The organism is Ruegeria sp. CDSA033 (genome assembly GCF_059612305.1).
The window spans coordinates 145,723-152,449 of record NZ_JBXWQI010000010.1; the positions used below are offsets into that span (position 1 = coordinate 145,723).

The window sequence follows — 6,727 nt, forward strand, 5'->3', positions numbered from 1 at the left end:
CACGGTGCGGATAACCAAACGGACGAACATTGCGGTGCGGCTGCTGATGTATTGTGCAGCGCATCAGGAAAGGCTGGTCACCAAGTCTGAGATTGCCGAAGTGTGCAATATTTCCGAGAACCATCTGGCACAGGTCATCAATCAACTAAGCCAGTTGGGTTATCTTAGCACCCAACGCGGTCGTAACGGCGGTATGGTACTGGCCCGACCGGCCGAACAGATCCGTATCGGATCAGTCTTTCGCCATGTCGAAGGCAACTTGCCGCTGGCCGAGTGTTTTGCGGATGCCGACAACACCTGCCCGTTGACGGATGCATGTCGATTGCGGGTGGCACTACAGGACGCGGCTGAGGTTTTCTATGCCTCGCTGGACGAGATCACACTGGACGCCCTGATCTGCGACAACGATCCTTTACTGCAGATCCTGCAACCTGTTGCCTGCGCGCGCGCTGGTTAATCACTGGCACGCAAGATGCGGGCAGGGCGGACGGCCAGGGGTCGCAGGGCAAAGATCAGCCCTGCGCCGAGCGTCACGATGATGCCCGCCAGAACAATTCCGATTGCGGACGGCCAGATCACCGAGAATTTCGTGTCGAAAATATAGGTGGCAACGGCCCACCCCCCCAAAATGCCGGTCAGAAGGGCAACGCCACCAGCGGCCGCACCCAACAGCGCGGCGCGCAGGGCAAAGCTGAACAGGATGCGCCGCCGGTCCGCGCCGAGTGTCTTGAGGATCGCAGCTTCGTAACGGCGGGCGGGTTCCCCGGCCGCGGCAGCACCGATGAGGACCAAGAAACCGGTCAACAGAGAAATACCCGCGCCGTATGACGTGGCCGCTGCGATGCCCGCCAGCAGGCCCGAGACGCGGTCAATAGCGTCGCGCACCCGGATCGCCGTTATGTTGGGGAACTTCCCGGCCAAATCGCGCAGAATTTCCGTCTCGGCCTGTTTTTCGGCGTAGACCGTCGCGATAAAGCTGTGCGGGGCACCTGCAAGGGCCGATGGATTCATGGACATGATAAAGCCCATACCGGCGTTTGAGAAATCAACCTCGCGCGTTGATGTGAGTTCTGCGGTAATGTCCCGGCCCAAAATGTTCACTGTCAGTTGGTCGCCGAGCTTCAGGCCCATTTCTTCGGCTTCTTCAGCTGCGAAACTAACCTGCGGCGAACCGGTATAGTCTTCTGCCCACCATTCGCCCGAGGTTATGCGCGCGTTTTCGGGTTGCCGGGCAGAATAGGTGACGCCCCGGTCCCCATCCAGAACCCAATGATCGCCTGCCACTTCGCGGGCGGGTTTGCCGTTGATCTGTGTGATGATCCCGCGCAGCATCGGTGCGCTTTCGATCCGGCTGACGGCGGGGTCGGTGGTCAACCTGTCGTTAAATCCCGGCATCTGGTCCTTCTGAATGTCGACGAAGAAGTAAGACGGGGCAACGTCCGGCAAGTCGCCGGAAATTGCATTGCGCAAGGTGCCGTCGATCTGTCCAACGGCCGCCAGAACCGAAAGCCCAAGACCCAGAGACAGTACAACGGATGCAGCGCCCTCGCGTGGGTCGGAAATGGCCGACAAGGCCCATCGAAGGGCCGGGCGCCCACGCGCTGACGGAGCGCTGAGCCGGGCCAGCCGGCGCACCGCGTAGGCCGCAGCGGACAGCAGCAGCAACGCGCCCACCAACCCTCCGGCGGTCCAGAACGTCAGACGCGCCGAGCCGCTGAACCAAGCGGCTGATGCGATCAGCAGCGCGAGGCCGGAACCAGTTGCGATGAGGTATACCCCTCGTGGAACCGCACGCGCCGAGGTCAAAGCATCCCGAAACAGGGTCGCTGCGCGGACGTCTTCGGTGCGGGCAAGGGGCCAGAGCGTGAACAGAAAGGCCGTCAGTAAGCCGTACAACGCTGCTTCGGCAAGCGGCGCCGGATAAAATGAGAAAACCGCGGGTACAGGCAGCCGGGCTTCAATCAAGGGGGCCAGCAGCAGCGGCAGCAACCCGCCCAAGGCAAGGCCCAGCAAGATGCCGATCCCGGACAGGACACCGATCTGGATCATATAAGTTTGGAATATTGTCGCCTTGTCAGCGCCCAATGTGCGCAGTGTCGCGATGGTCTCGGTCTTTTGGGACAGATAGGCGCGCACGGCTGCGGAAACTCCGATGCCGCCGACTGCAAGGCCTGATAACCCGACCAGAACCAGAAATGCGCTGAGCCGCCCGACAAATTCCGCAATGCCGGGCGCACCGTTGCGAGCGTCAGTCCATCGCATACCGGTGCCCTCAAAATTCTGACGCGCTTCTACCGCTAGATCTTGCAGATCGGTTCCTGATGGCAGGGCCAGGCGGTATTTGGTGGAAAACAGAGTTCCCGGGGCCAACAGGCCGGATGCTTGCAAGTCTTCGGTCCGCACCAGCGTGCGAGGGCCCAGACCAAAGCCATCTGCCGCCCCGTCCGGTTCATGGATCAATGCGGCAGTCAGGATGAACTCTTGCGTCCCCAGTGCAAAGCGATCTCCGACGGAAAGACCCAACCGGTCAATCAGCGACGGATCCATTACTGCGCCGGGAAGTCCTCGATGTGTCCCTAAAGCTGCCGGCAGAGGCAGAGCAGGCTTCAAAATCGGAGATCCCAACAACGGGTAAGTGTCGTCGACCGATTTGACCTGTGTCAGCGCGCGCTGCGTTTCAGCGCCCTGATCAGCAACAGCCATCGAGCGAAAATCGACCACTTCAGAGACAGCTGTCCCGGTCTGGTCCATCCAGGCGCGTTCGTCATCTGTGGCAAACCGGTAGGTGAATTCCAGTTGCGCATCCCCGCCCAACAGGGCCGCGCCTTCCTCGGCCAAACCTGCCTGGATCGCGTGGCGCACCGATCCAACTGCTGCGATTGCGGCGACACCCAGCGCAAGACACGCGAGGAAAACGCGAAACCCATGCAGCCCGCCCCGAAGTTCACGGCGTGCCAGCCGCCCGGCCAGCCCAAGGCTCATTCCGCCGCCTTTTGCTGGCTGTCTTCCGAAATTCGCCCGTCGCGCAAGCGCACAACCCGATCGCACCTGCGGGCCAGACTATGACTGTGGGTTACAAGAACCAGTGTGGCCCCGTGTTTGTCGCGCAGGCCGAACAATAGATCGACGATAGCCGCGCCGTTCGTTTCGTCCAGATTTCCTGTCGGCTCGTCCGCCAGCAAAATCTGCGGACGCGGTGCGGCAGCGCGGGCCAGCGCAACGCGTTGTTGTTCGCCGCCCGACAATTGCGCCGGATAATGATCGCGGCGATGCGACAGCCCAACCGCGTCCAGTTCTGCCGCGGCGCGTTGAAACGCATCCTTGTGTCCGGCCAATTCCAGCGGCGTGGCCACATTTTCCAGGGCAGTCATGGTTGGGATCAGATGAAAGTTCTGAAAGACGACCCCCATCGCATTGCGCCGGAAACGGGCCAGAGAATCCTCATCCATGCCAGTCAGATCCTGGCCAAGGGCTGTGATCTTGCCCGCGTTTGCCTGTTCCAGCCCGCCCATCAGCATCAGCAGCGAGGATTTACCGGACCCCGACGGCCCGACAAGCCCAAGCGTTTCGCCTTTTGCGACGGTCAGGTTAATCTCATGCAGGATATTGACCCGGCCGGCATTGCCATCCAGCGACAAAGCGGCATTTTGAAGCGAAAGAACAGGTGTCGTCATTGGTACTTCCAAAAGGAGGCGGTCATTTTGGGATATGGAGTGGTTCAAAAAATGCGCAAGGCTCTGATGGTTTTACTGTTTGCGTGTTGCGGCTTTGCCGCCACAGCGGAACCGTTGGTCATCGCGGCCCTCGGGGACTCGCTGACACAAGGATACGGGCTGCCGGAACAGGACGGGTTCGTACCACAGTTGGATCAATGGCTGAAAAATCAGGGCGCAGACGTGCAATTGATCAATGCCGGAGTTTCCGGGGATACGACCGCCGGCGGCGCGGCGCGTGTCGATTGGACGCTGACGCCCGACGTGGACGCGCTAATTGTGGCGCTGGGCGGCAATGACCTGCTGCGCGGTATCGACCCGGCTGTGTCGCGCGCGAACCTTGAGACAATCGTAACCTCCGCCCGGGCGGCGGAGGTTGAGGTTTTGCTGATCGGAATGCAGGCACCGGGGAATTACGGGGTCGAATACAAGCAGGCCTTTGACGCGATGTACCCTGATCTGGCCGAGGCATATCAGCTTGTGTTTGCGGAAAGCTTTTTTGAAGGGTTGCAGCCAAACGACGACCCGAACGCAGTCCGGCAGTTCATGCAACCGGATGGAATTCACCCCAACAAAGAAGGCGTTTCGCGGATCGTAGCTGCGCTTGGGCCTTACGTGCTGGAGCTGGTCGAAACCTCGGCCAAGCAGGATTGAGAAGATGCCCGGGCGATTTTTTCTGACACGGCCAATGTCTGAGATCGCCCAGGCACTGAACGTCCGATGTGATGTGGACCTGCAGCCGCTGCGAAAAAACATTCAACCGGGTCAGGAATTGATCGTCCTGACTGCCCACGGCCTGACACCCATGCGATGGGGCATGATCCCGGTTGGGCGCGTCAATGCGCGCGGTCGGCCTGTGATGGAAACTATAATCAATGCCCGGTCCGAAACCGTCTTTGACAAAACCGCCTTCGACGGCGTTGGCAGGGCCGTGGTTCCGGTGGACGGGTGGTACGAGTGGACGGGTGAAAAACGTCGAAAAACCGCATGGCGCATCGCCTCGGCGAATGGCTCACCTCTGTTCTTCGCTGCGATCACCGACAGTTGGCAGGCTCCGGGCGGTCTGTGGGTTGACCAATTTGCGGCTGTGACCTGCCCACCAAATGCCGATCTGGAGCCGATACACCATCGAATGGGTGTCCTGCTGGATCCTGCCGACATTCAGACATGGCTTACAGGAACTGAAGACGACGCCAAGGCGCTGGCGCAACCTTGGCCTGACGGGTTGTTGCAGATCGAAGAGGCGACGGACGTCGACTGGTCCGGGCCGTGACCGCCTCAGACCACCGTGACCACAGTTCCGACCGGTACACGCTCATACAAGTCGATGACATGGGCGTTCAGCATCCGAATGCATCCGTTTGAGGCCGCGCGCCCGATGGTTTGCGGCTGCGTCGTGCCGTGGATACGGAAATAGGTGTCGACCCCATTCTGAAACAGGTAGAGCGCGCGTGCCCCCAGAGGGTTACCATCACCGCCCGGTTGAACATAATCATTGTCCTTGAATTTAGCGTAAGTCAGCGGTTCACGTTCGATCATCTCGTTCGTGGGGCGCCAAGTCGGCCACTCTTTCTTGACGTCGATCGTGGCTGTGCCGGTGAATTCCAGACCTGCCTTGCCAACGCCGCACCCATAGCGGATGGCCTTACGCGGTTCTGTGATGAGATACAGGTAGAAGGACCGTGGCGCGACCAGAAGCTGCCCCGGCAGAAATTGTTTCTTGACCCGCACGAACTGGGGCGTGGGGTCGTATTCAACGGCTTTCTTCTTGGCCGAAGCAATACCGGGTGTCAGGCCAGCGGCAGCAGATGCTGCAAGGAAAGTGCGACGTGTGAACATATCGGTTCTCTTAAGGACTGCAGGAAAATCGTAAACCAGTGTCGGAATGATAACCGATCTGGTCAATCATCTGCCAAGAGTAACCGTATTGTGATGTAATCGCAGGGACACACTTGTGTTGCAGTTTTGTCCCGCGTGATGTGAAAAGGGCAGAGGTGACCTCTGCCCTTTCATGGCCTTAGGCCAGTGCGATATCGTCGGCGCTTTCGCGGCCGTCACGACCAGCGCGCAGCTCGTACGTGACTTTCTGGTTGTCGGCCAGACCGGTCAGGCCCGAACGCTCGACAGCCGAGATGTGAACGAAGATGTCTTTGCCGCCATCCTCAGGTGCGATAAAGCCAAAACCTTTGGTGGTGTTGAACCATTTTACGGTGCCTGTGGGCATATCCGTTGTCTCCTGTTTAGTGCTGCCCACGGAGTTGCGGCAGCCCGGCGTCGTTGTCTGTATCGATAGACTGAGCGCCGGAAACGGTGACAGTGGGTCGAAATAGAAAAACGTAAGCCCCATTGATATGGCATCGGGGTGGGCGTGTGACAAGGGATTTTGTGCGTTTCGTACAAGGGTTTGAGGGCCAGTTTCCCGATTTGCACAAGAATCCGCCGACGGGTTTGGTTATTGGTTCAGCGGCCTTTCATAAAGAAAAGCTATGCGGTCAGGGCGCTGGATGGGCATTTAGAAACCTTTGACAAAGCCTGTGATCAGGTTGCAGCACCAGCAATTACCGCTGCATCCGCATTCCCGGGGCCAAGTACCTTTTCACCGTGTCTCTGGCCGATCGATCATCGGATTTGTTGGTGCGCGAGGTGGAGCAATTGACCGCGGCCTTTGTGGTGACGCGTTTGTTGTGTTGCCGGATCATTGGCACGCGGTTTGGACCTTGCCGCCGAGAGATGCGGATTATTTAACACGGTGGCGGTTGACCAAAATTCGGTTTGTGCGTGGCGTCGGTATGTTCGGTCCGCGGGCTGGGTCGAAAGTTGTCCAACGGGAACGTGGGAATTGGCAACGCAGGTTTTGGGAGCATTGTGTCCGCGATGAACGAGATTATCGCAATCACATGGCATATTACTGGGGTAATCCCGTCAAACACGGATTCTTAGGGTCAGGACTCATAGCCAATAGATAACGAGTGCTGCGAGGGCGATTGCTGACAGGAAGACCTTCGGGCACCTGT

The 6,727-nt window shown here is 59.1% G+C and carries 8 protein-coding genes; 4 read left to right on the forward strand and 4 right to left on the reverse strand.

Annotated elements, in window-relative coordinates:
* Window positions 1-4: 4 nt before the first annotated feature.
* Complete coding sequence (locus AC2FLA_RS14440; protein WP_496723040.1) at window positions 5-457, forward strand: RrF2 family transcriptional regulator; 453 nt, start codon at window positions 5-7, stop codon at window positions 455-457.
* Here the strand turns inward: AC2FLA_RS14440 and AC2FLA_RS14445 are convergent.
* Window positions 454-2,982, reverse strand: a complete 2,529-nt coding sequence (locus tag AC2FLA_RS14445) for an ABC transporter permease (RefSeq protein ID WP_496723041.1) — start codon at window positions 2,980-2,982, stop codon at window positions 454-456. The two genes, AC2FLA_RS14440 and AC2FLA_RS14445, sit on opposite strands and share 4 nt — an antisense overlap.
* Window positions 2,979-3,674 (reverse strand): ABC transporter ATP-binding protein, encoded by a 696-nt coding sequence (locus tag AC2FLA_RS14450; RefSeq protein WP_496723043.1) that lies wholly within the window; start codon window positions 3,672-3,674, stop codon window positions 2,979-2,981. The genes AC2FLA_RS14445 and AC2FLA_RS14450 overlap by 4 nt, the downstream gene beginning before the upstream one ends.
* Before the next feature lie 51 nt (window positions 3,675-3,725).
* Between AC2FLA_RS14450 and AC2FLA_RS14455 the strand changes: the two genes are divergently transcribed.
* Window positions 3,726-4,367, forward strand: a complete 642-nt coding sequence (locus AC2FLA_RS14455; protein ID WP_496723045.1) for an arylesterase — start codon at window positions 3,726-3,728, stop codon at window positions 4,365-4,367.
* A 4-nt stretch (window positions 4,368-4,371) separates the two neighbouring features.
* Entirely contained in the window at window positions 4,372-4,986 is a 615-nt protein-coding gene (locus AC2FLA_RS14460) for an SOS response-associated peptidase (RefSeq protein ID WP_496723047.1), read from the forward strand.
* Window positions 4,987-4,991: 5 nt separating this feature from the next.
* On the opposite strand, the gene AC2FLA_RS14465 is transcribed toward AC2FLA_RS14460, so the two are convergent.
* Complete coding sequence (locus AC2FLA_RS14465; RefSeq protein WP_058278724.1) at window positions 4,992-5,552, reverse strand: L,D-transpeptidase; 561 nt, start codon at window positions 5,550-5,552, stop codon at window positions 4,992-4,994.
* A 178-nt stretch (window positions 5,553-5,730) separates the two neighbouring features.
* Window positions 5,731-5,937 carry a cold-shock protein gene (locus AC2FLA_RS14470; RefSeq protein WP_058273677.1) on the reverse strand — a complete coding sequence of 69 codons (207 nt, stop codon included), beginning with the start codon at window positions 5,935-5,937 and terminating at the stop codon, window positions 5,731-5,733.
* A 460-nt stretch (window positions 5,938-6,397) separates the two neighbouring features.
* On the opposite strand from AC2FLA_RS14470, the gene AC2FLA_RS14475 reads away from it, so the two are divergent.
* Complete coding sequence (locus AC2FLA_RS14475; RefSeq protein ID WP_496723051.1) at window positions 6,398-6,679, forward strand: REP-associated tyrosine transposase; 282 nt, start codon at window positions 6,398-6,400, stop codon at window positions 6,677-6,679.
* Window positions 6,680-6,727 lie beyond the last annotated feature (48 nt).

Coding starts and splice junctions, on each gene's coding strand:
- AC2FLA_RS14445 (WP_496723041.1), bottom strand. CDS start 2,982: ATGAGCCTTGGGCTGGCCGGGCGGCTGGCACGCCGTGAACTTCGGGGC.
- AC2FLA_RS14465 (WP_058278724.1), bottom strand. CDS start 5,552: ATGTTCACACGTCGCACTTTCCTTGCAGCATCTGCTGCCGCTGGCCTG.
- AC2FLA_RS14460 (WP_496723047.1), top strand. CDS start 4,372: ATGCCCGGGCGATTTTTTCTGACACGGCCAATGTCTGAGATCGCCCAG.
- AC2FLA_RS14470 (WP_058273677.1), bottom strand. CDS start 5,937: ATGCCCACAGGCACCGTAAAATGGTTCAACACCACCAAAGGTTTTGGC.
- AC2FLA_RS14450 (WP_496723043.1), bottom strand. CDS start 3,674: ATGACGACACCTGTTCTTTCGCTTCAAAATGCCGCTTTGTCGCTGGAT.
- AC2FLA_RS14455 (WP_496723045.1), top strand. CDS start 3,726: ATGCGCAAGGCTCTGATGGTTTTACTGTTTGCGTGTTGCGGCTTTGCC.